The sequence below is a fragment of the Paenibacillus sp. F4 genome (genome assembly GCF_002894905.1).
In the GTDB taxonomy this organism is placed as follows: domain Bacteria; phylum Bacillota; class Bacilli; order Paenibacillales; family Paenibacillaceae; genus Paenibacillus; species Paenibacillus polymyxa_B.
The window spans coordinates 287,351-311,525 of sequence record NZ_POVS01000006.1; the positions used below are offsets into that span (position 1 = coordinate 287,351).

Here is a 24,175-nt window from a genome sequence, read left to right on the forward strand (position 1 = left end):
ATAGGTTTTTATACTAATTTGTGATGGAGGCGTAGGCATGGGTCTGGACAATTTTTCATTAGATTTTTTCAGTCTAAAGGGTAAAACGGCGATTGTAACAGGAGGCAATACTGGTTTGGGTCAAGGATATTCCGTAGCTTTGGCCAAAGCAGGTGCAGACCTGTTCATTGTAGCTAACAATGATGAATATGAAGAAACAAGACGTTTGCTGGAGCCAACGGGTGTGAAGGTTGCCTTTTATCAGGCTGATCTGACAGAGAAAGAATCCATTAAAAAAATTGTAGAAGAATGCGTCAATGAATTCGGTAAAATTGATATCCTTGTAAACAATGCAGGTACGATTCGTCGCGCCCCTCTGCTAGAGTATAAAGATGAGGATTGGGACGCTGTCATGGAGATTAACCTGAATGCCGTATATCACTTGAGCCAGGAAGTGGCAAAGGTGATGGTAGAGCAAAAAAGCGGGAAGATTATCAATGTCGCTTCTATGCTTGCTTTTCAGGGTGGCAAGTTCGTTCCACCGTATACAGCGAGCAAGCATGCGGTAGCTGGTTTGACCAAGGCATTTGCGAACGAGCTGGCAGTTCATAACGTTCAGATTAATGCGATTGCGCCGGGTTATATTGCTACGGCAAATACAGCTCCAATCCGTGCGGATGAAAGTCGCAATCAAGAAATCTTGTCGCGTATTCCTGCGGGTCGTTGGGGCGATCCGTCTGATTTGATGGGAGTTGTGGTTTTCCTCGCCAGTCAGGGTTCCGACTACATGAACGGTCATATCTTGGCGGTGGATGGCGGCTGGCTGGTACGTTAAGCAGCGCTGGTCGCATCGAAGTTTATGAACTGAAAGCTGCCTCAAAAGGAAACTATCCTTTCAGGCAGCTTTTATTTTTTCAATGAGGCTATATGCTGAACTTGAAGACTTGGAGCGCTGTATCGATCCGTCCTATACATATGGCACGAACGCCTTTATAATTTAATGAGATAAAAATTGCTAGGCTCCAGCCGTACACTTGGTTGGAGCCTTTGAGCATAACACAGATGGATTGGAGAATGGAGAGATGAGTTCACAGCAACACCAACGAGCTTTGGTATACAAATCTTTGTGGCATGCCGGTCCTTGGGTGCTTGCCGTAGGGATCATTTTGGTAGGTGCCAATCTGCGCGCCTCGATTACCTCGGTAGGACCTCTTATCGGTTTGATTAAGGATTCTTTGCATATTTCGAATACACTGAGTGGCCTATTAACGACGTTGCCGCTGCTGGCCTTTGCCCTGTTGTCGCCTTTTGTAGCCAAACTGTCGCGCCGCTTCGGGTCGTCTCTTATTATTTTTGCAGCCTTGCTGCTGTTGACCGCAGGTATTGTGGTGCGCTCAACGCTGGGGGTGACCGCATTATTTGTCGGGACCGCCATGCTGGGACTGGCTATTGCCGTGTGTAATGTGTTGCTGCCCAGTCTGATCAAAGAGGAGTTTCCTCGCAACAGCGGACTGATGACTGGTGTATACTCAGTATCTATGAACGTGGTCGCTGCAACAGCATCCGGGCTGAGTATACCGCTGGCTTTGAATGGAGGTATGGGCTGGCGAGGTGCTTTGGGAATATGGGCGATTGTGGGTGTCGTAGGTATTTTACTTTGGGTGCCCCAGCTCCTTAAGGCGCGCAAAACAGCCAATAAAGCGGCAGTGTCTGCCCGAACCGTGAATGTATATACATCGTCTTTGGCTTGGAAGGTGACGCTGTTTATGGGGCTGCAATCTGCCTTGTTCTATGTTCCTGCCGCTTGGTTTCCCGAAATGATGAGCGGACAGGGAATGGATTCAGAGACTGCGGGATGGATGCTGTCCGTGCTGCAGTTTTCGCAAATGCCATTTACTTTTATTGTGCCTATTTGGGCAGCGCGGGTGAAGGATCAGCGGGTATTGGTTCTGATTATGGCTGCCCTGTATTTTATCGGTCTGGGTGGATTTCTGCTTGGAGCTACACAGTGGAGTGTGATTTGGGTTATTTGTATCGGTATAGCGGGTGGTTTTGCTTTCCCGTTAGTGATGATGTTCTTTAATTTGCGGACGCGGACACCGCAGCAGGCAGCAGAGCTGTCTGGTATGGCGCAATCCTTTGGCTATTTGCTAGCAGCGACCGGGCCGACACTGTTCGGTTATTTGCATGATGCGACGCAAGGCTGGACAATCCCGCTGCTGCTGCTCTTGTGTCTGAGTGTGTTGCTTATGTTTATAGGACTGGGTGCAGCCAAGAAACGATATGTCGGAGGCGAGGTGGATGATCAGGCTACAATTTGATGCAGATGGCTACAGTGTGGTCTGTAATGCAGATCGTGTTATGTTGTTGGCTAAAGAATTTGCGCTGTTGCGCTTTCTGTACGATAACCGGAATCAGGTGTTCACCCGGGAACAACTGCTGGATCGTGTGTGGCCGCTGGAGTATCCGGTGGAACGTACGGTGGATGATCATATCTATAGATTGCGCAAAAAACTTAAGTCATGGGATGGGCTCCGTATTCATACGGTTAGAGGGTATGGCTACAGCTTGACCTTGACTGACGTACAGCCACAGAATCATCCGTCCTTGCACGATCAGGAGGTGCAGGACGCTGTACATGGACTATTCCGGAAATACCAGCTATTGGGGCAGGGAAATTCCATCGTAGCGCTGGCTGCCCAGCAGGAGCAGATGGGTTTTCAAATGTCCGCCTTTTATCAAATGTATACCCATTTTGTACAGGCGGATGTGGCTTGGTTCTTGAAGCGGGAGGACTTCGCCCCCGTAGACCGATTGTATTGGATGTTGCTGCTATTTACGGGCACAGCAGGGGTAACGGATGAGGGGATTGCTCTATGTGAGTGTGCGCTTTCCAGCAGGCTGCTGTCCAGTGAACAGGAACGGGAATTACGCATTCTCAACATCTTGGAGGCTTATGTGGAAAATGGAGAACCTGAACGCGCACAGGAAGGTCTACCACTAACCTTGAGGGTAATGGAACGGGATAATCTCGATAAATTTGTGATGCCTGTTGCACTGATGGAGATGTACATACATCTGGTTTCCGATCATATGGAAAAAGCTGCGGAACTATCTGATCGTCTGGAAGGCATGCTGTCGGAGGCTCCGTATTTACGCGAACTGGGCCGTTATCGCATGATGCGCGGACTTATGCTTTTGCGTACTGGGGATGTGAACAACGCCGAGCGGCTTATGGATGAAGGGCTGGACACCCTTGATATGGCTAAACAGGAATTGCTAAAAATCAAGGCGGTCTGCCAAATCCGCGGTTTTTTGAAGCTCTGCGGTTCTTATCCCACGCTGGAAGAGAAATATGCGGCTCAATATGATCGGCTTGACCGGGACAACAGTTTAACACTGCATCGTCAGGCGCTAAGGCGCTGGTTGGAGCAAACACTTTCTGTCGTCTGATGTTTTTAGCCGTCTGATTTTCCTCTGATATAGACCCGCTAGAATGTTCTTATTGCTAAAAGAAGCTGAAAATGAGAGCAGGGTGAGTAGATAATGAAGGAAAAGAAAGAACTGCAATCCACGCCTAGTATTTGGCGCAATGGCCGTTTTCGGCGGATGTTTGCGGCGCACACGGCTGCCTCCTTTGGCGATTGGTTTGATGCTATCGCCATTCAGGTGCTTGTTGCCTATCGCTGGGAAGCCGACCCTATGATGATTGCGCTGATTCCGGTAGTGATGGCCCTACCGGGTTTGCTGCTGGGTTCCATCGCGGGCACGTTAGCCGACCGGGTACACAAGGCCAGGCTGATGATCGTCTGCGATGCAGCTATTGCCTTATTGACGCTGGTCATTCTCGCCGTCCCGGGTCCGGTGTGGCTGCTGCCTTTGCTCGGTCTGCGCGCGGCGGCTGGCGTATTCCAAATGCCTTCACAGCAAGGCTTAACCCGCACGGTAGTCGCCAGCGACGACCTGTTTCGGGCGACCTCGCTGAATGGGTTGGTCAATCAGGCCTCCAAAGTGGCAGGGCCATTACTGGGCGCTATGACCTTGACTGTGTTGTCCCCTCAGGCATGCATTATTCTCAATGCATTGCTGCGTCTCTGTTCCGGCCTGTTGCTGTGGCCGCTGCGCGGAATCGGTCCGGCGCTGGTTAGCGCAGACCAACAAGCTGTTGCAGCCGGGCAGCAAGGAAAGTCGGCTGCGCATACAGCGCCTAAGGCTGATGAAGCCAAAATGCGGGAGGAGCATGTCCGCGCATCTCGTTTTTTCAACCAATGGCGTGAGGGCTGGGCGTTCTTATGGCGCAGTCGAATGCTTTTGCATACGCTCATATTCGGACTTTTCGGCTTAATCGCCATTCTCATGATCGACTACCAGTTCCCTACATTGCTGCGAGTGCTCGCTCCGAGTAATGAATCGCTGCTTGGCTGGCTGGTTTCAGCCATTGGTGCTGGCGCCGTCGGCTGCATGCTTGTGCTTAATCGCTTGAATCGCATAAGCGCAGGCTGGGGGCTCGGTGGTGGGTATGTGCTGGTTGGCGGAGCTATTGCTGCTTTAGGCTGGGCGCAACCCGGAACAGGATTGCCCGTACTGCTTATGATCGGGGCCGTGCTGGGCGTGGGCAACGGCCTGTACATTATCACCCAGAACTATATATTACAAGCCAAAACCCCTGCCGATATGGTGGGGCGCGTCTTTGGTATCCAAAGTACCGTGATTGGAGCAATCATGGTCGTTTCCCCGCTTGCCGGGGGAGTATTGATCCGAATAGCAGGGGCGGGAACGGCTTTTGTCTGGATCGGGATGACTGTTGGAGTCTTGGGTTTGGCAGGCCTGCTGCTTCAATCCGTAATTTGGCGCGAGTCCCTCGCTGATTCCAGCCTGACTACGGAGCAAAATGCAGACCTTGCGTAGTCGAACTTGCGCAATAATTTACTTCGATTTTCGTCATTTATATTTTTAGCATGGGAGAGATCATGATGACTCAACAAACTTCAGGCTCAGAGCCTGTGGCACGGTTACTTGAAGGATCACGGGTGTACTTGCGTCCCGTTAATGTAGAGGACACCGAGCTATACTATAATACATTGTTCCATCAGGATGTGCGGAGGCTGACAGGCACACAACGCAGCTTTACCAAGGATCAAATTGCCCGTTATATTGAAGCTAAAGGACAGGATGCCTCAAGCCTGCTGCTGTTGATTGCGCTTCGCGAAGATGATCGTGTCATTGGGGATATAGCCCTGCAGGATATGGACAGCCTGAACCGCAGTGCCAACATCCGTATTGCGATCAATGAGCAGGGAAATCAGGGGAAAGGCTACGGCACCGAAGCGCTTGTACTCATGCTGGGTTACGGATTCGGTATCTGTAATCTGCATCGGATTGAGCTGAATGTATTTGATTTTAATGAACGTGCCATTCGTTGCTATGAAAAAGTAGGCTTTCAGCGCGAAGGTGTGCAGCGGGATGCTTTATTCTATAATTATGAATACCATGATTCGATTCTGATGAGTATGCTGGACCACGAATACCGCGACCGCTATGTGAAAAAAGCAGAAAATTGATTCAACACGTTTACACGGGTTTGCAGAAGAGATATAATTAAAAGATAAAATTGCTTGTTTGCGCAAGTATGACCGACAACATCAAATGAATATATGAATTTACCGGAGGAGCCTGTCACCAAGGCTCCTTTATGTCTTTTTTAGGGGAACCTGTGCTGTATTTCGGGTTTCCCTTTTTATTTTGCGAGCAGTTTGTTTAAGGTCAGACACATATTTTGCACGTTTGTTTAGCATTTTATGATTATCAGTTTTCTTCAATATTGTAGGTTATGCGCAGATGAGTTCAAGGATTAAATAAAAGGAGGTTATCAGCCTATGCAATTTATACTATATCTTCTGCTGATTCTACTGTTCACAAAAGTCGCGGGTCATTTGTCTGTCAAGCTCGGTCAACCAGCGGTGTTGGGAAAGCTGATCGCAGGAATTGTCCTGGGTCCAGCCGTATTCGGATGGGTTCAGAATGATTCGCTGATTCATAATATGTCTGAAATCGGCGTGCTGCTGTTGATGTTCATTGCTGGACTGGAGACGGACCTGGATCAACTTCGACGTAACTGGAAGCCTGCGGTAGCTGTGGCGGTTGGAGGTATTATTTTACCGCTAATTTGCGGTTTTGGTGTAGGGGAAGCCTTTGGATTCTCGGTGCATGAAGGCTGGTTTCTAGGAATTATTCTGAGTGCTACCTCGGTAAGCATTACGGTACAGGTACTTAAGGATATGAATAAGCTGAATACCCGGGAAGGCTCGACCATTTTGGGTGCGGCAGTGCTGGATGATGTGCTTGTCGTGGTGCTGCTAGCGGTAGTAATGAGTATATTCGGTATGGGTGGAGAAACTTCACTGGGGCTTCTTGTTGGCAAAAAGCTAGTTTTCTTCGTCGTAGCTATTCTGGGGGGCTGGTTCGTTGTTCCATGGCTTATGAAAATACTTGCTCCACTCAAGGTGACTGAAGCAGTCATCACGACTGCGTTGATTATTTGCTTTGGGTTTGCGTATTTTGCGGATATGTTGGGGATGGCAGGAATTATCGGAGCCTTTGCGGCCGGGATTGCCATTGCACAAACCAGCTTTAAGCACGTCGTAGAAGAAAAGGTGGAGCCCATCGCTTATTCCATCTTTGTTCCTGTATTTTTTGTCAGCATCGGATTAAATGTTTCCTTTGAGGGAGTAGGACAGCAGCTCGGATTTGTTGTTGTTTTGACACTGATTGCGCTGGTGACAAAGCTAATCGGGGGAGGTCTCGGGGCGCGGCTGACGGGCTTCGATAACCGTTCTGCCCTTGCGATCGGCTCCGGGATGATATCTCGCGGCGAGGTCGCACTTATTATCGCAGCTACCGGTCTACAGTCGGGTCTGTTGGCACAGCAATATTTTACATCGGTGATCATTGCCATCATTCTGACGACCTTGGCTTCGCCTCCGATTCTCAAGCTGTGTTTTAGCGATAAGAGGGAGACTTCCGCTCACGATACAGAAAAGAAGGCCAGCATTGACAAGTCATAACGAGAGCATCAACAGGTCATAACAAAAAGACCCTTCGGGTTCAGCCTCATAGCGTGCATGGAAAGTCTGATTTAGAGTAAAGCGGACTTTCCATGCAGCATGAGAAAATGGGCAAAGGGTCTTTTTTATGCTAAATGTGCTGCAAGAATAGGGAAATTAGGACTCGGATACGACAGTGAAACGTTGGTTCAGATGTTGTGGTTTTTCGATTTCGTCCACTACGGCAACTGCATAATCTTCGTAGCTGACATAGCTTGCACCTTTGGAATTAACCAACAGCGTGTCTTTTCCCACTTGGTAAGAGCCTGTACGTTTACCCAGAGCAAATTCCGCAGAAGGACTAATGAAAGTCCAGTTCAGGTCGCTGGTACCACGCAGGATTTCCAGGTTTTTTCCTTGATTATTTGCTGTTGGATATACGAAATCAGGGAAGCCGGGAGCATCTTTTACCAAAAGTGTTTGGGATTCGTCAGTGAACAAGCTGCCTGCACCACCTACGATAATCAGGCGAGTACCGGATACATTTTGCAGACCTTCAATTAGTACGTTACCTGCATCTACATGTAGATGCTCTTGTCCGAGTGGAGCGGCAAATGCATTAACGACTACGTCAAAGCCTTTCAGATCATCTGTTTTCAGATCAAAAACGTCTTTTTGTACTACAGTAGCACGACTTTCTGTTACTTTAGCCGAGTCACGAACGATGGCGGTTACTTCATGCCCTCTGTCTAATGCTTCTTTTACGATATTACTTCCTGCTTTACCGGTTGCACCAATAACTGCAATTTTCATAATAGATAGCCTCCTATAAATATGATGTGGATGATTCATTCGTTTGATCGTAAGTGTACCCAGTGCATTTACGAATTTTAATATGTAACTATTATAGTTACAATATAAAATAAAAGTCAAGCTCTTCTGTTGGGCAAACTAAAGTCCTCCGATTGGAAAGAGAGAAACTCGTTTAAATATATAAGGTGAAACTGAATGAGCAAACTTAAGCCATATTGGATATATGTAGACCACAGATAAGAAAGGAAGAGTGAACCGAAATGAGTAAAAAAGTACAGCTTGAAACCGCAGCACAAAAATTTGCAGACGATAATGCCAAGCCTCCGTTTCTATATGATCTGGGTCCTGAAAAAGGACGTGAAACGGTCAATGAGGTTCAATCCGGTCCAGCAGACAAACCTGCCGCAGATTTAGAAGATCTAACTATTCCAGGTGGGCCTGGCGGTGAGGTGAAGGTCAGAATTGTTCGCCCACAACAAGTGACAAGCGATCTCCCGGTCATTGTATATATTCATGGAGCAGGCTGGGTATTCGGTAATGCCCATACGCATGATCGTCTGATTCGTGAATTGGCAGTCGGCTCACAGGCAGCCGTTGTATTCCCGGAATACAGCTTGTCACCTGAAGCTAAATATCCGACGGCGATTGAGGAAATTTACGCGGTCGTTCAATGGGTGGCACAGCATGGGCGCGAGCATGGACTGAAGCCCGATACGCTGACGATAGCCGGAGACAGTGTCGGCGGTAACATGACCGCGGCCGTAACGCTGCTGGCCAAAGAACGCAGTGGTCCTGCCATCCGGCAGCAGTTGTTATTTTATCCGGTGACGGATGCTTCCTTTGATACAGAGTCATACCAGGAGTTCGCCACAGGATATTTCCTGAGCCGCGAAGGAATGCAATGGTTTTGGGATCAATATACGACGGATCCCAACGAACGAGCGCAGATCACGGCGTCCCCGTTACGTGCCACCACAGAACAGCTCAAAGGGCTACCGCGTGCGCTGGTCATTACAGGCGAGGCCGATGTGCTGCGCGATGAAGGTGAGGCCTATGCGAACAAGCTGCGTGAAGCGGGGGTAGATGTGACCGCTGTACGCTTTCAGGGCATCATTCACGACTTTGTGATGCTGAACCCATTGTCGGAAACCGCGGCCAAGCGCGGTGCAATCGCGCTCGCTACCTCATGGCTGCGCCAAGGGTTTGAGGGCTAGTACACTATAGAGCATTTTAAGGATGCCGCCGTGTGATTTGATCCAGTTTTTTGAGATTAGGCTGTCTCTTCCTACTGACATTATTGCAGGGAAGGCAGCCTTTATACATATCTGCAATGAAACCGCTTCACGTTCGTCGAACAGAGTGATAATATAAAATTTGAACGAGTTTGACCAACATTCAGCCTAAGGGGGATACCCATGCCATTTCAGGGACAACGCATTTTACCTGCAGCTAAGCATATGAAGCAGCTGGAGGGTATTTTGGACAGCTCTTATGAGTATGCGGTTTTTCTGGATACGCATGTAGCGCAGCTGCGCAACCTGTACCAGATGGCTAGGAGTCGCAGCAAGCAAATGCTTCTGCATGCCGACTTGGTGCAAGGTTTGAAGAATGACGAGTATGCGGCTGAATATTTGTGTCAGGAAATTAAGCCGTTTGGGATTATTTCGACCCGATCCGGGGTGATTGCAACCGCTAAAAAGAAGGGGATTCTTGCTGTACAGCGGGTGTTCCTGCTCGATACGATTGCGCTGGAAAAAAGCTACGCGCTGGTGGAAAAAACACGACCTGATTATATTGAGGTGCTGCCCGGTGTTGTTCCACCGATGATTAGGGAAGTCAGCGAACGCACGGGCATTCCTATTTTGGCGGGCGGACTTATTCGCACCCCAGAGGATGTGGAAGCGGCATTGGCTGCGGGAGCTACAGCAGTTACGACCTCCAATAAACAACTGTTCGAGCATTATAAGCAATAGCCTTTATTTGAATCAAGTGGGCACCAATACATAAATATGCAAGGAGGCTGGAAAACGATGGAGCAATACATTCTTGCCTTGGATCAGGGCACAACCAGTTCGCGGGCCATCTTGTTTGATCGGCAGGGAAAAGTGGTGTACAAGGCACAACGGGAGTTCCCACAGTATTTTCCCCAGCCGGGGTGGGTAGAGCAAAACGCAAATGAAATATGGAGCTCTATTTTGGCCGTCATCGCCTCCTGCCTGTCGGAATCAGGTGTGAAAGCCAGCCAAATTGCCGGGATTGGTATTACGAATCAACGGGAAACCGTAGTGGTGTGGGATAAACATACGGGTCTTCCTGTATATCATGCGCTGGTATGGCAGTCACGGCAAACAGCCGGGATCTGCGAGGAATTGAAAAGCCGTGGATTTGATCATATTTTTCATAGCAAAACGGGACTACTTATTGATCCCTACTTTTCTGGCACCAAGGTCAAATGGATACTCGACAACGTCGAAGGGGCACGAGCTCAAGCGGAGCGCGGGGATTTGCTGTTTGGTACGATTGATACCTGGCTAATCTGGAGATTGTCCGGTGGTAAAGCACATGTAACGGACTACTCCAATGCGGCCCGCACACTCATGTACAACATTTATGAGCTAAAATGGGATGAGGAGCTGCTGGATATTCTCGGCGTTCCTGCGTCTATGCTACCAGAGGTGAAATCATCTTCTGAGATATATGCGCATACGGTGGATTATCACTTTTTTGGGCAGGAAATCCCTATTGCCGGAGCGGCGGGCGATCAGCAAGCAGCTCTGTTCGGTCAGGGATGCTTTGACAAGGGTATGATTAAAAATACATACGGTACGGGATGCTTTATGCTGATGAATACCGGAGATGAGCCCTGTGACTCGGAACATGGACTGATTACGACCATTGCATGGGGGCTGAATGGTCAGGTAAAGTATGCGCTGGAGGGCAGCATTTTTGTAGCCGGGTCTGCTATTCAGTGGTTGCGTGACGGGTTGCGTATGTTCCGCGAAGCCAAAGATAGTGAAGCGTATGCGGCGCGTGTGACCTCGACGGAAGGGGTATATTTTGTCCCAGCCTTTGTGGGTCTGGGCAGCCCGTATTGGGACAGTGACGTGCGCGGCGCGACATTTGGTTTGACGCGGGGAACGACCAAGGAGCACTTTATCCGAGCGGTACTGGAATCGCTGGCTTACCAGACTAAAGATGTCCTAACTGCCATGGCGAGCGATTCGGGTGTACCTGTGCGTTCATTGCGTGTAGATGGAGGTGCAGTGATGAACGAATTCCTGATGCAGTTCCAGAGCGATATTCTCGATCTGCCTGTAGAACGACCTGCTGTGAACGAGACAACTGCACTCGGTGCGGCGTATTTAGCGGGACTGGCAGTCGGGTTTTGGAGCAGTCTGGATGAAGTCCGGGGATATGCGCAGAGTGATCATACCTTTACTCCGTCCATGAGTGAGGACATGCGGACTGAGCTTTATGGTGGCTGGAAAAAGGCAGTTCATGCCGCAATGGCGTTCAAGTAGAGACGGTTTTTCGATAGAAGGCAGCCATCTGGCACAGGCAGATTTCCCTTTTCATAGCGTACCGTGTGTGCTACGATATAGATAAGTTAATACTCGTCAGGAGACTTGGAGAGACCATGAACCGCTCGGCATCCGCCGCAGCGATGTTCGTGGTCTTTTTTTGTACCTTATGATGATTCGGTTGGCAGATTACATTGTGAATATATACAAAGCTGGAGGGATAAATGATGGGAGAACAGGGATTTGCTGCGCAGGAGAGAACCGCTGTTTTGGAACGAATGGGACATGAGCATTTTGATATTTTAATCATTGGCGGCGGCATTACAGGGGCGGGTATTGCGCTGGATGCAGCGGATCGTGGTTTGAAGACAGCACTGGTGGAGATGCAGGATTTCGCAGCAGGTACGTCCAGTCGCTCGACCAAGCTAGTGCATGGTGGTCTTCGTTACTTGAAGCAGTTTGAAGTCAAGATGGTAGCCGAGGTCGGGAAGGAACGGGCAATCGTATTCGAAAATGGTCCACATGTGACCATACCGGAGCGTATGTTGCTTCCTTTTCACAAGGGCGGCACGTTTAACGCATTTACCACCTCTGTCGGGCTGCTGGTATATGATTTCCTTGCTGGTGTTAAGCGTAGTGAGCGTCGTCGCATGCTGGACATCCAGGCTACACTAGAGCGCGAGCCTTTGCTGAAGCGTGACGGACTGAAGGGAAGCGGCAGCTATGTGGAGTACCGCACAGATGACGCTCGCCTGACGATTGAGGTCATGAAGGAAGCTGTTACACGAGGGGCGCTGGCGGTGAACTATGCCAAGGCTGACAAGCTACTGTATGACGAAGGACGAATAAGCGGTGCAAGCGTAACGGACCGGGTAACGGGAAAACCATACGAAATTCGAGCTTCGCTGGTTATTAATGCAGCCGGACCATGGGTAGACACGTTGCGGGAAATGGATCGCTCCAAAGAGGGCAAGGTGCTTCGCCTGACGAAAGGTATTCACCTGGTGTTCGATGCTGAGCGCTTTCCGCTCAAACAGGCAGTGTACTTCGATACACCGGATGGACGCATGGTATTTGCCATCCCACGTGATGGAAAAACCTATGCAGGTACGACCGACACGGTGTATGAGGGGGATACGGCGCATCCTCGGATGACCGCCGAAGATCGGGCGTATGTGCTTCAAGCGATCAACGGAATGTTCCCGAATGTAAAGCTGACTGTTACGGATGTAGAATCCAGTTGGGCAGGGGTACGGCCGCTCATTTATGAAGACGGTAAAAGCCCTTCGGAAATTTCACGCAAGGACGAAATTTGGGAATCCCGTTCAGGTCTGATCACGATTGCAGGCGGCAAGCTGACGGGCTACCGGAAAATGTCCGAACTCGTCGTGGATCGTGCGGTACGGGAGCTGGGGCGCTTGCATGGGCAGAGCTTCCGGGCATGCCGCACCAGACATATCCCGATTTCGGGCGGCAGTGTAGGCGGCTCGGCGGGCTGGGACGCGTACGTAGGTAAGCAAACCGCAGCAGGTGTTGCGCTCGGCCTGTCGCCGGATATAGCTAGAGCATGGGCAACCCGCTATGGCTCCAACACAGAGCGGCTGTTTGTCATAGCGGCACGCAGCATGAAGGAGGCTACCGAGCAGGAAGCGGTGCTGCCTGTGGAAGTGCGTGTCCCGCTCCTGTATGCGATGGAACAGGAAATGACAGTGACACCGTCTGATTTTTTTATACGCCGAACTGGGGCTCTATTCTTCCAGATTGACGAGGTGAAGCGCTGGAAACAGCCCGCCATCGCATGGATGTCTGAACGTGCAGGCTGGAGCGCCGCGCAAGAACGACAATATACGGCTGAGCTGGATGCTTACCTGTATGAAGCTGTAACGCCTGTAGAGGCAGAGGTGAAACCCGGTGACGTTAAAGCTATTTGAGGCCGCGAGGGATATATACCCTTGAGGCGCCCATTGCTTTGAGACATGGACTGAAAGCAAAGAAGCAGCGATTCTTCAATAACAAGAGAATCGCTGCTTCTTTGTATACAGATTGCTTACAGCATCAAGTGGAACAGGAATGGGGCAGCTGCCAAAGTAAAGAGAGCGGCGAGCACCATCGAGATGCTGGAAATCGTCCCCGTCAGTGAACTGAACTCGAAGGCTTTAGAAGTGCCAGTACCATGAGCACCGGTACCGAGCAGTACCCCACGTGAGACTTCATTTTCAATACGGAACAGTTTTACAATCATCGGACCGATAATAAGACCGCTCAATCCGGTCAGAATAACGAATACAGCCGTGACCGTCGGATTGCCGCCAATCGTTTGCGATACATTCATCGCAATGGGCGTCGTAATGGAGCGAGGAATCAGGCTGCTCAGCAGCGAAGAATTCAGGTGCATCCACTTAGCAAGCGCCATGGAGGACAACACGGCTACAACAGACCCAGACAGCACGCTAAGCACGATTTGGGTCGCGTGTTTTTTTAACACAGGGAAATATCGGTACAAAGGGACAGCAAATGCAATCGTAGCTGGCTGTAGCAGCATGGACAGCAAGTGAGCGCCCGAATTATAGGAACGGTAGTCCACACCCGTCAGCGTCAAAATCAAAATGATAACAATAGGTGTAATGAGCAATGGAGACAAATACACCTTGGGTAGTGTGCGGTACATGCGTTTGGCCATCCAGTAAATAGCGAGTGTCAATACAATACATAGAAGACCGGTCATGATGATTTATGCTCCTTTCGTTTACCAAGCAGACTAGCGACCATACCTGTGCAGGCCATCACCAGAAAGGTGCCGAGCAACACGACCAGCATAATGCTCATACCATCGTGTTCCAGCATCGGCCAATAATTCATAACGCCGACAGCGGAGGGGATAAAGAATAATAGCAGCTCGGCCAGCAACCAATTTGCGCCAACTTCAATCCAGCTTAGCCGGACCAAGCCGGTTTGCAGCAGAATAAAAAGGATCAGCATACCAAGGATACTACCGGGTACAGGCAGGTGGAGCCAGGAGACTACCGCGTTCAGGATGAGCGAAAAGGCCATCAGGACGGCGATCTGGAGGACACCGCGTATGAAGCTTTTCATATATAATGGCTCCTATCTTTGAGATCGGTTATTTTCAAACTGTAATGAAATTTTACATCACAAGCTTTCATGAGTAAAATGCATATAAAGAATGTAATCTATTCCGTTTGTCTATGGGAGAAGGTGTAGCTTTGGATATCCGACATTTACAATATTTTTTGGAAGTCGCGCGGTTGCGTAGCTTTACAAAGGCAGCCCAGAGCATGTTTATTACCCAGCCGACGATCAGTAAGACGATTAAAAGTCTGGAAGATGAACTGGGGGTCGCTTTGTTCGACCGAATTGGCAAAAGAATCGAACTGACGGATGCGGGAAAGGTAATTGAGCTTCAAGCACAAGCGATTGTAAAGTCCTTTCAGAGCCTGTCCTCGGAGCTGAGTGATTTGATGGACCTCAAAAAGGGACATATCCGTATTGGCCTGCCCCCTATGGTCGGATCGAGCTTTTTCCCGCGTGTCATTGGAGAATTCCATAAGGCATATCCTGATGTGACTATTCAATTATTTGAGGACGGGGCGAAGAAAGTGGAACAGGACGTAGAAGCCGGGGCATTGGATATCGGGGTGATTGTGCTGCCTGCGGTTGGAGATATGTTTGAGACATTTCTGTTTGTGGAGGAAAAGCTGAATTTGCTCGTTCATCCTACGCATGCATTGGCAGAGTGCAAGGAGGTACCATTATCTGCGTTGGCGGAGGAGGCGTTTGTACTGTTCCGTGAGGATTTTACGCTGCATGACCGTATCATTGCCGAATGTGTCCGTGCTGGCTTTCAGCCGCGTGTAGTCTACGAAAGCTCACAATGGGATCTGATTAGCGAAATGGTTGCTGCAAACCTGGGAGTAGCGCTGTTGCCGGAGGCCATTTGCCGAGATCTGGATTCCGAGCGCTTGCGTGTTCTTCCATTGGTGGACCCCGTCATTCCTTGGCATTTGGGGATGATCTGGCGGAACGATCGTTATCTGTCCTTTGCCGCCAGAGAATGGATATCGTTCACCCAGCAATTGTTGAGGACGGAATATGGCGGAAAATAGTCAGTCAACGAGAAGGTGAGTACGATGCAGATGTGTACCGAAGGAGGATGAATACTGCTTACATCATAAAAAAGCTGCCCTGAGGGGCAGCGATGTAGCTTGCTTCTATGAGTGTGTTTGGTTTATTGCACGCTTGGTGTGAAGGTACTTGTCCATAATACGGTCAAGTCTGGAGGATTTATCCAATACACGTTCATCTTTTAATCCGTGTAAGTCAGCCATGCGATTCAGTTCACGGCGTTCTTTTTCCATGAGTTTTTCCAATTGTTCGAGGTTCACAAAGCCCACCCCCCATGTCGATTGTAAGGCATGTCTCCACTAGCGGCAGAAGTTTTTTTGATAACGATGTTATTTCCATTTTACCACTTTTTATTAACAATAATCCAGCTTTCCTGACATTTAGCGACTAATATCTATGGTTTTGCCAGTTTCACCTGATTGCGTCCTGAACGTTTAGCTTCATATAATGCCTCATCTGTCTTTTCCAGTAAGTGCCTCGATGCAATGACAGGTGAACTGCCTGCTCCAAGCGATACGGTTAGAGAGATCGAGGTTCCGTCATTCAAAAGAAAACGTTCATTTTCCACAGCTTTCCGAATCTTTTCGGCAAAGCTTGCTGCTTTCTGACTATCACAATTTCCAATCAGAATGGCAAATTCCTCTCCGCCCTTACGGGAGGGGTACGCCCTCGTTGTAGATTCCCGGGTTAACAGCATTCCCAATTGGCTCAAGACGGTATCTCCGTTCAAATGACCATACGTATCATTAATATTTTTAAAGTGGTCAATATCCAGCATCACGAGTCCAAAGGGTTGTTTTGTAGTCTTGGAAGTATGAAAGACCTCTTCAAATAGCGTATCGAAAGCACGCGGACTGTAGAGTCCGGTTAAATGATCCCGATTTGCAGCTTCTTCCAGCAGATGAACAGCCCGTTCTGTTTTTTTGATATGGGACATCATAAAATAAGTGAATAGGCCGCCAAGCAACTTAAAAGTTGTGATTATTATCATAGATTCATTACCAGGAGGATTAGCCACATAGAAAGTAGATAACAGTGACACTACAGCACCTCCAAGCACAGCCGACATCCACTTGCGGAGTGTTAGGCTTTTTTCTCGAATAAAGATAAGTGAAATGCCCAGTGTCATGAAGCAATTGACGGTAGCAGTCAGAGAAACATCTGTCCAACCACCTGTGATATAAATACGGTACAGGCTTATGATCAAGGTGGTCAGCAGACCGGATACCGATCCTCCCATATAAACAGATATGATAATCGCCAATTGGCGCAGATCGACCACAAAGTGCCCACGGATCCATAAACCAGTCATCATTAACAGAATGCCAAACAGACCCAGCATTAAACCGTTCATTACCCGATAAATGAATATATGTTTTTTTAGGTAACGTTCATATTTCCGGAAAAATAAATTTCCAAAGAATAAGAAGCTTGTTAATAACGCAAAATTGTTAATTAATTCTTTTAACATATCCCTATCCTTTATGCTGTATTGAGAGTTGTAGTATCGTGGGGAATAAAGCAAAAGGCCTCGTTTCTATATTTCGGTAAAAAGTAGGCATGAGTGAATACCAATTGAATACAAACGATTCTTATGTCCCTTACGTTTCGTTTATCTACGTGGTACAGTGAAAGGACTATGACCGGAACGGGTGATCGTATGAAGGAACCAATTCACATATCGGTGCGTCCACTTGTGGAATATGTGCATCGGAGCGGCAGCATTCATAGCGGCTTTCGATCGAATAGCAGTATGCTCGAAGGAACTCGCGTGCATCAGGTTATCCAGAAAGGTTACAAGGAGCATGACCGCAAAGAGGTACATTTACGTACAGAAGTTCCGTATAAGGACGAATTGTTTATCATTGAAGGCCGCTGTGACGGACTGATTGAGCTGGATGGCGTATGGACGGTCGATGAAATTAAATCGATCTCTTTGCCACTCGAAGATATTCAGGGTGACGGCCAACCTGTACACTGGGCACAAGCATTTCTGTATGCCTATATGATTGCTCGTGAGGAACAACATCATTCGATGCAGGTCCAGCTTACTTATGTACAGGCACACAGTGAAGACATTCGCCGATTCAGACGGGAACTATCCTTTACTGAGCTAGAAGCTTTCGCACAGGAGATGATTGCTGGTTATGCTCCGTATGCATTCCTGCTGAGAGCACATGCGGAAAAGCGGGATGCCAGCATTGCTATGTTGAATTTTCCCTTTGACACGTATCGTTCGGGTCAGCGAACGCTCGCGGGTTCGGTGTACAAGACGATTGCCGAAGGGGTTAACCTGTTTGCCAAAGCACCTACAGGTATTGGTAAAACGGTATCCACCTTGTTTCCTGCGATTAAGGCGATCGGCGAAGGGGTGGTGAGACGAGTATATTATGTGACGGCTCGTACCACCACTCGGGCAGCAGCCGAAGAGGCTTATGCCAGAATGCAGGTTCAAGGGCTGCACATGCATGTGGTGACTTTGACTGCGAAGGATAAAATTTGCTTCAAGGATGAAAATGATTGTGATGCTGGATCATGCAGCATGTGCGAGGGCTATTACGACCGGATCAACGGTGCGGTTTTCGATATTTTGGCGAATGAGACGTTAATGACCCGGGCGGTGATTGAGCATTATGCGCGCAAGCATAAGGTATGTCCCTTTGAATTTTCGCTGGATGTGGCGTATGCCTCGGATGGTATAATCAGTGATTATAATTATGTTTTCGATCCACGAATTTCTTTGAAAAGATTGCTGGAGGAGCACAAGCGAAAAGGTGTTGTACTGGTGGATGAGGCGCATAATCTGGTCGAACGCGGCCGGGACATGTTTTCGGCGGAAATTTTGAAATCTTCTTTTTTGGAACTGAAACGGGAATTTAAGTTGCTAAGCCCGGAGATTGCTGCGGCTGCGAGTGCAGTGAACGCACATATGATTACGCTGCGCAAGCAATATGCAGATACAGGAAAAGCAGTAGAGACAGCAGCACCGCAAGAGGTACTGGAGCTGTTGGTGCCTTTTGTAGAAGCAGCTGAACGTGAACTGGTGACGGGCGGTAGTACAAGCCACGCAAGCGGTGAGGGTACGGCTTATGCATTGCTTCTAGATACGTATTTTACCGCTCAGAATATGTTGCGAATTGCAGCTTTATATGATGAACGGTACGTTACTTATGTGGAAGCAGGACGCAGTGAAGTGAGGGTCAAGCTGTTCTGCCTCGATCCTTCTCACTTGCTGGGACAAGCTATTAAGGGCTACCGCTCAGCCATTTATTTTTCCGCGACGTTGACACCGCTTGCTTATTACCGGGACATGCTCGGAGCAAACGAGGAAGATTATACGTTACAGGTTCCTTCGCCCTTCCATCAGGAGCAGTGGGATGTACGTCTGCTGCCGCTCTCCATCCGTTATCGGGATCGTGAGCGTTCCAAAGGGGCGATTGCGGATATGCTGGCTGCGTTGGTTGTAGAACGGAAAGGGAATATCCTTGTGTTCTTTCCGTCCTATCCATATCTGCGTGAGGTGTATGAGGAGTTCATGCTTCGGGACGTGTCCGCAAATACGTTGGTACAAAGTCCGGGGATGACCGAACCAGAGCGGGATCAATTCCTAGAGGCCTTCCAGCCTGGGCAAGAGCACACCTTGCTTGGCTTTGCCGTACTGGGCGGTGTGTTTGCTGAAGGTGTCGATTTACCGGGTGATCGCTTAAATGGGGTAGTGGTCGTCGGCGTCGGCTTGCCGCAAATTGGAGCAGAGCGGGATGTGCTGCGGGATTATTTTTCGGAACAGGGACGGAATGGTTTCAACTATGCGTATGTATATCCAGGGATGAACAAGGTTCTTCAGGCGGGTGGCAGACTTATTCGCACAGAGCATGACGAAGGATTGCTGATCCTGGTAGATGATCGTTTTGCCAAGGAGCCGTATGCTTCTTTGCTGCCAGATGAATGGAAAAGCTACCGTTTGACGGAACAAGTGGGATTAAGGAAGGAATGGATAGACTATGAATTTTAATTTTCATAATGACTCCATACGCGGGGTGCTGCGTAGCTTTGGACATGAAGATGCTGAAGTGGATAATATAGAAACTTTTGTGACATTTGCGCGCTTGGCTAACGGTATTTTCAGAGAAATGGATACGGATTTTAGCAAGTTGGGGGCTTCTCAGGGTCGGATTATTGTTCTTAGCCTGTTGCATTGCCACTCGCCGCATCGCATGACACCATCAGAGTTAGCGGAAAAAGCTGATGTGACGCGTGGAACCATGACGGGGCTGATCGACGGATTAGAGCGAGATGGCATGATTGAACGTGTGGCTCATGAGAGTGACGGGAGAATGGTGACAGTCGGATTAAAAGAGGCTGGACGAGAGCTGCTAAGCAAGATAGTCCCTTATTACACGAAGCTGATTCGGTCGTGTATGTCTGAGTTTACGCCGCAAGATCATAAGATGATGAAGGGGTTACTGGGAAAAATGAAAGGCGGTTTTGAGCGGTCCTTGCCGAAATGCTGAGTTCCTAATATAGGGGATAAAGAATAGGAGAGAGAACATGTTCTTTTATACAGATGAGGTCTATGAAGCCCGTGATTTTGGTTCAATGGATGCCAGAGAAGGCGAGTGGAGAAATTGCGAGTTTACCCGATGTCGCTTTCGGGGTGTGGAGATGAATGAGTCCCTCGTGGAAGGCTGTACTTTTGTGGACTGTGATTTTACCGGAGCCATTCTGAATGCATCTCACTACAAGGAGTCGGCTTTTACCAATTGTTTGTTCACCAGCGCCAATCTGTTTGTAGTACGATTTGATAACTGCAAGCTGGTAGGTTCAGATTTTGCAGGGGTGAATATGGATGGTATCACAATTACGGGCGGAGACTGGTCTTATACGAATTTGCGTCATGCAGATTTAAGAAAACAAGATTTGCGAAAAATACGATTCAAGGAAGCTGACTTATCCGAATGCAATTTGGAAAAAGCAGATTTGCGGGAGGCGGATCTTACCCGGGTAAGACTGCACAAAGCCCATCTTCAAGGAACAGACCTGCGCGGTGCGAAGATGGATGGCGTGAATTTTAAAGATCTGGACATCACCGGAGCCAAGTTGGATATCGAGCAGGCAGTAGCGGTAGCTCGCTCCTATGGAGCCAAGGTGGAAGGCTAAAAAGCACGGGATACAGGACCCGTCTCGATCTGCAGTACCCCATGCGGGTGAAATGGATGGTTGACTCGAATGTGAAGAACTTAATCTTTAGGGGGTGCCGGCAGTAGTGGAATCGCTGCTTCCGGGTCCCGGTTTGGCAAATGATCAACTCCGACAGGCTCTAGAGGCTGCTGTGGAATCGTCCAGTTGCGCGCGATATCTGCGGCAGTTCGCTGCTCCAGCAAGCGTTTGGCTACTTCATAACATTGATCGACATGCCGATTACCAATGGTTCGCATAGCAGTAAAGCCAATTGCCGCGGCTAGCCCTTGCCCCAGAAGGGGGACAAACTTGCTAACCTGCTTGGTAGCGATACGAATGCCCATTTTTTGCAAAATCTGCACGATGACTTCACGGGTAATGAGTCGCCCGATCAGCTTGCTGCCAATCGAGGTGATAAAACCATACACCATGGATTTTGTTTCTGCGTCCAGGCCTTCCAGTTGCTTTTCAGATAATCCGAATTTTCCGTTAATGGCAGGCAGCAGCTGCATCAAAATGCCAACATCAGCAAGAACGTCAGCCCCTGGAACTGGAACCAATACCGCTCCACCCGAAGCCGCAGCCCTTTTCGTCACCATGGATTTACATTCTTTACGGATCTGCTCCAACTCTTCTATTGTTCGGGCTGTCATATGCATCTCTCCTTCTTACGCTTCCGATTAGGACCCATGATTCTACCCTGTTATTACACACATTTCTACCTATCTTAAGCATGGAGTAAGCAAAAAATCCCTGATTCACGCACTATCCCACATTTACTCCTGTGAAGCGATCAGGCATAATGAAGGGTGGTTGCCGATAAGAACAAGCCTGTTTTACGGGGATAAAGGAAGGAAGAGACAGATGAGTCAGACAAACGTTTATTTTAATCATGATGGTGGAGTGGATGATCTAGTATCCCTTTTTATGCTGCTTCAGATGGAGCAGGTTCATTTGACCGGAGTATCGGTGATTCCAGCAGATGGTTACCTGGAGCCTGCGACGGATGCCAGCCGTAAAATTATTGATCGTTTTGGACAAAATAAAGGGCCTGTGGAAGTCGCAAAGTCTAATTCACGCGGTAAAAATCCGTTTCCTGCCGCTTGGCGTTTACATTCCTTCTATGTGGATGCATTACCCGTACTGAATGAATCAGGGCGTATGGAAGCACCGCTTTCATCCCTACCAGCTCATCAGCATCTGATCGAAAAGGTACGCGGAGCTGAAGGTAAGACGCTGTTGCTATTCACTGGACCGCTAACCGATCTGGCGCGAGCGCTGGATGAAGCACCGGATATTGAAGCAAAGATCGAAAAGCTGGTATGGATGGGCGGCACCTTTGAAAAAGGGAATGTGGAGGAGCCTGAGCATGACGGCACAGCAGAGTGGAATGTGTTCTGGGACCCAGAAGCGGCATATCGGGTGTGGCAAAGCGGCATCACGATTGATCTGGTAGCGCTGGAAAGCACAAGCAAAGTGCCATTAACTCCAGCAGTACGCAATCGTTGGGCGGCTGAGCGCCGATATGAAGGCGTGGATTTCTTGGGTAATTGCTATGCTGGATGTCCGCCGCTCGTCTATAGCGAAACGAACTCAACCTACTACTTGTGGGATGTACTGACCACTGCATCCGTAGGACGCCCGGACATTGTCAAGAAAAAGACGGTGCATTGCAGCGTTATCGCAGAAGGTCCGAGTCAGGGCAGAACGGTGGAACAGGCAGAGGGACGTCCTGTGAACCTGGTATACGATACAGATCCAGAAGCCTTTTTTACGTATATGGCGGATTTGGCCAAGCTGGCTGCTCCCAAACGTTACTAAGTCTGACTATGCACAAACGTGCGGCATAGGGTGATAATACTGCCTAGTGACACGTACTCATAACATAAAGCCCGTGACGTTATGCGTCACGGGCTTCTATTACATGATGCGTCCTATAATTATCACAAGCTAGTTTCTATTTCATGCTGACTCCTGGTATGTTTTCAGAGTGAACTGGAGCGTTATTTCTGTCCCGCTACCAGGTTCACTGATTCCAGTCATTTTACCATTCATTCGTTTTAATAGATGTTTGGTAATCTGCCAACCCAATCCTGGATTGCCATATGAGGGAGAGTTCCCACGGTCATGCTCAAGCCACAATTTCAGTTTGTTAGGAGATATACCGATCCCAGTATCCTTCACCTTTAACTCCAGTTCAACCTCAGGTGCATCGGTCACGGATTGGGTGGTTGCAGATAAGATGACAGCTCCTGTGCTTGTAAACTTTACTGCATTATCTACCAAATTAATCAGCATACGGCGAATTTTAGCTTCATCCCCGATAAAAATAGGCGAGCTGGTGAGATTCCAGTCGAGCTTCAACTCTAGATTCCGCTGCGCGGCTACTTCTGTATACAGGCTCAACACATTTTCCATCATCGTTCTCAGATCAAATGGATCTTCAATATCATCAATCTGTCTGGATTCCATATGGCTGTAATCCAAAATATTACTCAATAACGTCATGAGCGAGCGACTGCTCGACTCCATGATGCTCATATATTGCTGTTGTTCCTCGGTTAACTCCGTCGTCAGCATGAGATCGGTGGCTCCCCATATTTCGGTCAGCGAAAACCGAATTTTATTACTCAGGGAAGATATCAAATCCAGCTTGCTCATGGAAGAGATTTCAGCATCGATCTTGCCTTTCTCCAGTTCAACTACATACCCCAGAAATACGGCCATAGCCTGTAGTGCCTTCAGTTCTGATTCTGTCAAATGTACAGATGGCGCGTCCAAAATACAAATGGTTCCGTAAGCCTGACCATTTTTCATTCGAATAGGGATTCCTGTAAATGAGTGGTTTCCAATGGTTTTAGTCACATCTAAATCACGTGTTTGTGGATGAGTAGACGTTTCCGAAATGATGAGGTAATCCGCAGAATGGTTCAGCACCAGACTGCAATAGCTAAGCTCAAAAGGAAGCTCCTCTCCATTACGAACCAGCACCTCTTCCCGGTTAAATGAATCTACAATCACATTCGTAATGCCGTCATTAGCAGCAATGAAAATGGTATTTACATGCAAAATATCACTCAACACATCAATGACATGTGCGGTAGCCTCTTGAATACTATTATAAAAACCTGTAGGTGAAGTAATCATGTATCTCCAATCCTGATGCAAAGTGGTGGTTATCCAAAACTCTAGCAGTTTGTGTATCCCATTCCCGATCCTCTGAATGTGTTTTTGGAGCGTATCATTAATTATACATGATTATTTCATTATAAACCGATCTTTCTACTTCCATTTACCTATTCGCTTGCGCAAACCTTCATTTCTTAGGTCTAATTCTAGCCTTTCTTGGAGAGTTTTTGTTTATATCATTACATATTCACGAAAAAATGTAATTATTTTTATTATATTTTCATAAATTCATATGTAATCTCATGATATGAAAATTGTGTAATAAAATAGGAGGATAGAACCAGTAATATCATGTAAATATTCTATATA

Annotated in this window: 22 protein-coding genes; 15 read left to right on the forward strand and 7 right to left on the reverse strand. The window is 48.3% G+C overall.

All coding sequences use genetic code 11. The annotated features are described in order from the left end of the window. Positions 1–37 precede the first annotated feature (37 nt). From kduD to C1T21_RS03835, 6 genes are all read left to right on the forward strand, one after another. On the forward strand, positions 38–814 hold the full coding sequence (gene kduD, locus C1T21_RS03810; protein WP_103047279.1) for a 2-dehydro-3-deoxy-D-gluconate 5-dehydrogenase KduD: 777 nt from the start codon (positions 38–40) through the stop codon (positions 812–814). 247 nt (positions 815–1,061) lie between these two features. After that, positions 1,062–2,300, forward strand: coding sequence for a CynX/NimT family MFS transporter (locus C1T21_RS03815; RefSeq protein ID WP_103047280.1), 1,239 nt, complete (start codon positions 1,062–1,064; stop codon positions 2,298–2,300). After that, on the forward strand, positions 2,281–3,432 hold the full coding sequence (locus C1T21_RS03820; RefSeq protein WP_103047281.1) for a winged helix-turn-helix domain-containing protein: 1,152 nt from the start codon (positions 2,281–2,283) through the stop codon (positions 3,430–3,432). The genes C1T21_RS03815 and C1T21_RS03820 overlap by 20 nt, the downstream gene beginning before the upstream one ends. A gap of 93 nt (positions 3,433–3,525) precedes the next feature. Then, the gene (locus C1T21_RS03825; protein ID WP_103047282.1) at positions 3,526–4,887 is read left to right on the forward strand and encodes an MFS transporter; all 1,362 of its coding nucleotides are present in this window, start codon (positions 3,526–3,528) and stop codon (positions 4,885–4,887) included. 62 nt (positions 4,888–4,949) lie between these two features. Next, entirely contained in the window at positions 4,950–5,540 is a 591-nt protein-coding gene (locus C1T21_RS03830; protein ID WP_103047283.1) for a GNAT family N-acetyltransferase, read from the forward strand. A 315-nt stretch (positions 5,541–5,855) separates the two neighbouring features. After that, positions 5,856–7,043: a cation:proton antiporter gene (locus C1T21_RS03835; protein ID WP_103047284.1), complete on the forward strand. Its 1,188-nt coding sequence runs from the start codon at positions 5,856–5,858 to the stop codon at positions 7,041–7,043. Between the two features lie 156 nt (positions 7,044–7,199). Here C1T21_RS03835 and C1T21_RS03840 read toward each other — a convergent pair whose 3' ends face one another. Next, positions 7,200–7,835 (reverse strand): NAD(P)-dependent oxidoreductase, encoded by a 636-nt coding sequence (locus tag C1T21_RS03840; protein ID WP_103047285.1) that lies wholly within the window; start codon positions 7,833–7,835, stop codon positions 7,200–7,202. 260 nt (positions 7,836–8,095) lie between these two features. Here C1T21_RS03840 and C1T21_RS03845 point away from each other — a divergent pair, with 260 nt between their 5' ends. From C1T21_RS03845 to C1T21_RS03860, 4 genes are all read left to right on the forward strand, one after another. Then, positions 8,096–9,049: an alpha/beta hydrolase gene (locus C1T21_RS03845; protein WP_103047286.1), complete on the forward strand. Its 954-nt coding sequence runs from the start codon at positions 8,096–8,098 to the stop codon at positions 9,047–9,049. A 201-nt stretch (positions 9,050–9,250) separates the two neighbouring features. Continuing rightward, positions 9,251–9,808 (forward strand): glycerol-3-phosphate responsive antiterminator, encoded by a 558-nt coding sequence (locus tag C1T21_RS03850; RefSeq protein ID WP_103047287.1) that lies wholly within the window; start codon positions 9,251–9,253, stop codon positions 9,806–9,808. A gap of 57 nt (positions 9,809–9,865) precedes the next feature. Then, positions 9,866–11,356 carry a glycerol kinase GlpK gene (glpK, locus tag C1T21_RS03855; protein WP_103047288.1) on the forward strand — a complete coding sequence of 497 codons (1,491 nt, stop codon included), beginning with the start codon at positions 9,866–9,868 and terminating at the stop codon, positions 11,354–11,356. Positions 11,357–11,583: 227 nt separating this feature from the next. Then, positions 11,584–13,287, forward strand: coding sequence for a glycerol-3-phosphate dehydrogenase/oxidase (locus C1T21_RS03860; protein WP_103047289.1), 1,704 nt, complete (start codon positions 11,584–11,586; stop codon positions 13,285–13,287). A 116-nt stretch (positions 13,288–13,403) separates the two neighbouring features. Here C1T21_RS03860 and C1T21_RS03865 read toward each other — a convergent pair whose 3' ends face one another. Both C1T21_RS03865 and C1T21_RS03870 read right to left on the reverse strand, forming a co-directional pair. Further along, positions 13,404–14,081, reverse strand: a complete 678-nt coding sequence (locus C1T21_RS03865) for a CidB/LrgB family autolysis modulator (RefSeq protein ID WP_103047290.1) — start codon at positions 14,079–14,081, stop codon at positions 13,404–13,406. Further along, positions 14,078–14,449, reverse strand: a complete 372-nt coding sequence (locus C1T21_RS03870) for a CidA/LrgA family protein (RefSeq protein ID WP_103047291.1) — start codon at positions 14,447–14,449, stop codon at positions 14,078–14,080. Before C1T21_RS03870 ends, C1T21_RS03865 begins: the two co-directional genes overlap by 4 nt. A gap of 131 nt (positions 14,450–14,580) precedes the next feature. On the opposite strand from C1T21_RS03870, the gene cidR reads away from it, so the two are divergent. Continuing rightward, the gene (gene cidR, locus C1T21_RS03875) at positions 14,581–15,480 is read left to right on the forward strand and encodes a cidABC operon transcriptional activator CidR (RefSeq protein WP_258012355.1); all 900 of its coding nucleotides are present in this window, start codon (positions 14,581–14,583) and stop codon (positions 15,478–15,480) included. A 105-nt stretch (positions 15,481–15,585) separates the two neighbouring features. On the opposite strand, the gene C1T21_RS03880 is transcribed toward cidR, so the two are convergent. Continuing rightward, entirely contained in the window at positions 15,586–15,759 is a 174-nt protein-coding gene (locus C1T21_RS03880; RefSeq protein WP_013312483.1) for an aspartyl-phosphate phosphatase Spo0E family protein, read from the reverse strand. A 134-nt stretch (positions 15,760–15,893) separates the two neighbouring features. Next, a complete protein-coding gene (locus C1T21_RS03885) occupies positions 15,894–16,970 on the reverse strand; it encodes a diguanylate cyclase (RefSeq protein WP_103047293.1) in 1,077 nt (358 codons plus the stop codon). A gap of 168 nt (positions 16,971–17,138) precedes the next feature. Between C1T21_RS03885 and C1T21_RS03890 the strand changes: the two genes are divergently transcribed. From C1T21_RS03890 to C1T21_RS03900, 3 genes are read left to right on the forward strand one after another with little or no spacing between them, the layout of a single operon-like run. After that, complete coding sequence (locus C1T21_RS03890) at positions 17,139–19,511, forward strand: helicase C-terminal domain-containing protein (protein ID WP_103047294.1); 2,373 nt, start codon at positions 17,139–17,141, stop codon at positions 19,509–19,511. After that, on the forward strand, positions 19,501–20,010 hold the full coding sequence (locus tag C1T21_RS03895; RefSeq protein WP_013312480.1) for a MarR family winged helix-turn-helix transcriptional regulator: 510 nt from the start codon (positions 19,501–19,503) through the stop codon (positions 20,008–20,010). Before C1T21_RS03890 ends, C1T21_RS03895 begins: the two co-directional genes overlap by 11 nt. Positions 20,011–20,047: 37 nt before the next feature. After that, positions 20,048–20,656 carry a pentapeptide repeat-containing protein gene (locus tag C1T21_RS03900; protein WP_103047295.1) on the forward strand — a complete coding sequence of 203 codons (609 nt, stop codon included), beginning with the start codon at positions 20,048–20,050 and terminating at the stop codon, positions 20,654–20,656. A gap of 80 nt (positions 20,657–20,736) precedes the next feature. On the opposite strand, the gene C1T21_RS03905 is transcribed toward C1T21_RS03900, so the two are convergent. After that, the gene (locus C1T21_RS03905; RefSeq protein ID WP_103047296.1) at positions 20,737–21,330 is read right to left on the reverse strand and encodes a hypothetical protein; all 594 of its coding nucleotides are present in this window, start codon (positions 21,328–21,330) and stop codon (positions 20,737–20,739) included. Between the two features lie 211 nt (positions 21,331–21,541). On the opposite strand from C1T21_RS03905, the gene C1T21_RS03910 reads away from it, so the two are divergent. Continuing rightward, entirely contained in the window at positions 21,542–22,498 is a 957-nt protein-coding gene (locus C1T21_RS03910; RefSeq protein WP_061830535.1) for a nucleoside hydrolase, read from the forward strand. Positions 22,499–22,639: 141 nt separating this feature from the next. Here C1T21_RS03910 and C1T21_RS03915 read toward each other — a convergent pair whose 3' ends face one another. Then, complete coding sequence (locus tag C1T21_RS03915) at positions 22,640–23,824, reverse strand: GAF domain-containing sensor histidine kinase (protein ID WP_103047297.1); 1,185 nt, start codon at positions 23,822–23,824, stop codon at positions 22,640–22,642. Between the last annotated feature and the right edge of the window lie 351 nt (positions 23,825–24,175).